This window comes from Poseidonocella sp. HB161398 (assembly GCF_005870025.1).
Classification (GTDB): Bacteria; Pseudomonadota; Alphaproteobacteria; order Rhodobacterales; family Rhodobacteraceae; genus Mangrovicoccus.
Genome location: NZ_VATA01000172.1, coordinates 1 through 3,060 on the forward strand (window position 1 = coordinate 1; position 3,060 = coordinate 3,060).

Annotated in this window: 2 protein-coding genes and 1 pseudogene; all 3 read left to right on the forward strand. The window is 72.8% G+C overall.

Features of this window, described 5'->3' with window-relative positions:
- Positions 1 to 181, forward strand: a pseudogene (locus FGX59_RS38000) (UTP--glucose-1-phosphate uridylyltransferase); the annotation flags it as partial.
- A 114-nt stretch (positions 182 to 295) separates the two neighbouring features.
- Positions 296 to 1,285, forward strand: coding sequence for a glycosyltransferase family 2 protein (locus FGX59_RS36330; RefSeq protein WP_240722879.1), 990 nt, complete (start codon positions 296 to 298; stop codon positions 1,283 to 1,285).
- Positions 1,282 to 2,835, forward strand: coding sequence for a beta-1,6-N-acetylglucosaminyltransferase (locus FGX59_RS36335; RefSeq protein WP_138473409.1), 1,554 nt, complete (start codon positions 1,282 to 1,284; stop codon positions 2,833 to 2,835). The genes FGX59_RS36330 and FGX59_RS36335 overlap by 4 nt, the downstream gene beginning before the upstream one ends.
- The last annotated feature ends 225 nt before the right edge of the window (positions 2,836 to 3,060 follow it).

A 3,060-nucleotide genomic window follows, 5' to 3' on the forward strand; every position in this document is an offset into this window, starting at 1 on the left:
CGACGAGATCGACGGCACCGGCGTCTACGGCTACCGCTTCCGCGGCGAGCGCTACGACTGCGGCTCGAAGATCGGCTACCTGCAGGCCACCGTCGCCTTCGGCCTGGACCGCGAGGAGCTCAGCGGCGAATTCTCGGAATTCCTCCGCGACTTCGCCTCGGTGCGCAGCGCCGCCGAATAACGCCGTCCCGGCCAGGGAAATTCCAGACGCCGTCCCTCGCGGGGCGGCGTTTTCCGTTTGCGTAAACCGCGCCTTAAGCAACCCGGCCATAGCACGTTGCCAGGAGGGCGGCGCGTGCAGCGAGTCGACAAGTGCCTGGAAAACCTGGTCCTGCGGGCTCGGCGGCAGCGGCTGGCGCTGCGCAGCCTGCGCAAGGGGCTGGAACTGCGCCGCATTACCCCCGCCGCCCGCAGCGACGGCGCGGCGGTCTTCGCCTGCATCCGCGACGAGGCCCTGCGCTTGCCGGACTTCCTCGACCATTACCGCCGTCTCGGCGCGGCGCAGTTCTACATCGCCGACAATGGCAGCACAGACGGCTCGGCCGCGCTGCTGGCGGCCCAGCCGGATGTCTCGCTCTGGGCGGCCCGCGGCTCCTACCGACGCGCGCGCTTCGGCATGGACTGGCTCGGGGCGCTGAAGCGGCGCCATGGCTGCGGTCGATGGTGCCTGACCGTCGATGCCGACGAGCTGCTGATCTATCCCGACTGGGAGACCCGGCCGCTGCCCGCGCTCTGCGCCTGGCTCGACGCGCGCGGGCTGCGCAGCCTGCCGGCGCTTCTGCTCGATCTCCATGGCGGCCCGGGCGCGGCGGGGCCCGGGGGCCGGATCCTCGACCAGCTGCCCTGGTTCGACAGCGCCAGCTACCGCGCGCAGCGCGACCCCCGCTACGGCCATGACTGGATCCAGGGCGGGCCGCGCGAGCGGGCCTTCTTCGCCGCCGATCCCCGCGCCGCCCCGGCCCTGAACAAGGTGCCGCTGGTGCGCTGGAAGCCCGGCCAGGCCTATGTGAGCTCGACCCATCACCTGCTGCCGCGCGGGCTCAACCTCCGCCGCGAGGAGGCGCCGACCGGGGTGCTGCTTCATACAAAGCTCCTGCCCGGCCTTTCCGGGCGCGCCGCGCGGGAGGCGGAGCGCGGCGAGCATTACCGCGGCGGGGCGGAATACCGCGCCTATCTGCAGGGCGGCGGCACCGCGGTGGCGCTGCATCATCCCGGGTCGCGCCGCTTCTCGGGCTGGCGCCAGCTCGAGGCGCTCGGGCTGATGTCGCGCGGCCTCTGGGCATGAGCGCCGGCTGCGTGATGCTCTGCCATGGTCGGCTCGACCGGGTGGAGGCTGTGGCACAGCACCTCTGCGCCCAGGGCATGCCGGTCGCGCTGCATGTCGATCGCGGCACGCGGGTCGCGCCCGAGCAGCTGGCGCGGCTGGCGGCGCTGCCGGGACTGATCCTGGCGGAACGGCGGCGCAGCGGCTGGGGCAGCTGGAACCTGGTCGAGGCGACGCTCGGCGCGGTCCGCGCCCTGCTGGCGCGCCATCCCGCGATCGGCCATGTCTGCCTGGTCTCCGGCAGCTGCCTGCCGCTGCGTCCGGTGGCGGACCTCGACCGGTTCCTCGCGGACCAGCCGGGGCGCGACTTCATCGAGTCGGTGCGCATCTCGCGTGCCGACTGGGTCATGGGCGGCCTGCAGGAGGAACGCTTCGGCCTGCGCTTTCCCTTCGGCTACCGCGAGAGGCGGCGGCTCTTCGATCTCTCGACCCGGCTGCAGCGGTCCCTGCCCGTCGGCTGGCAGCGCCGCCTGCCGCCCGGGCTAGATCCCTGTCTCGGCTCGCAATGGTGGTGCCTGAGCCGCGCAACGCTGGAGGCGATCCTCGCCGATCCCGGCCTGCCGCGGGCCAGGCGCTATTTCCGCGGCGTCTGGATCCCCGACGAGGCGTTCTTCCAGACCATGGCGCGCCGCCACAGCCGCGACCTGTCTGCACGGAGCCTGACCTTCGCGCCGTTCGACCGGACTGGCCGGCCGGTGATGTTCTATGACGACCATGCCGGGGCCTTGCCGCAGATCGCCCGCGGGCATTTCTTCCTGCGCAAGGCCTGGGAGGGTGCGGACAGGCTCTATGCGGCGGCGCTCGATCCCGCCGCGGGGCCTGCCACTTCGGGCTCCGGCGCCGCGGCGTCCATCGCTGCCCGCGCGACGGTGCCGCCCCCCCTGACCCCGGCCATTCCGCGCCGCGATGCGCCGCCGGGCAAGGCGCCCTATCTGGCAGTCTACGGGCTCGAGGGGTTCGCACCGGACCGGGCAGGCAGCTGGCTGGTGCCCGCCTTCCGCCCGCCGCCCGGGAAGGGCCGGCCGCTCTCTGCCGCAGCCCTCAACCCGTCGGCCCATCTGTCGAACCTGCTGCGCTCCGCGCCGGGGCTTCCGGTTCTCGCGCTTGGTCCGGACACCCCGCCAGAGGCCTTGAGGGCCGTGGCGCGCGATCCCCTGGCGCGGATCGCGGCGGTGGCAGGCGGCTGGATCCTCCCGATGGCGTCCCGGCGGGACGAGGCGGTGGCCAAGGAATTTGCCCGGCTGCAGCAGTGCGAAAGCCTGCTCCTGGCGTCCCTGGCCGGACCGGATCGCCGTGCCCAGCTTCAGCTCTGGACGCTGGCTGAAGCCCTGGCGGCGCCGGATGACGTCGCCCTGGCCCTGGGCCTTCCCGGGGCGGCGATCCCCGACCTCCAGATTGCGGCGCTCGGGCGATTTCTCGAGCGGATGCGCGATGCCGGTCTCAACCCCGCGATGTCGGTCCCCATGGCGGGCTGCGGCCTGCGCCAGCGCCGCGGACAGGAGGCGGGCTAGGCGGGACGCCTTTTGACGGCGCGGCCTCTCTTGGGCAAATCAGCTGATGGCCGGAATTCCCTGTCCCCGGCACATCTATCCTGCGGCCACCGTCATCGGGATGCCGAGAACCGTGAAGCGGTTCCGGAATGAGCCGCGAGCTTTGGCGGCTTCGGGCGCATCTGATCCGCGACCCGGCGCCATTGCGTCTTGGCCGCCGCGTGGTCGGGCTGGGCAAAGGCTGTG

Excerpts from the sequence above, each read along its gene's own strand:
- FGX59_RS36335 (WP_138473409.1), top strand. The coding sequence starts at position 1,282 with ATGAGCGCCGGCTGCGTGATGCTCTGCCATGGTCGGCTCGACCGGGTG.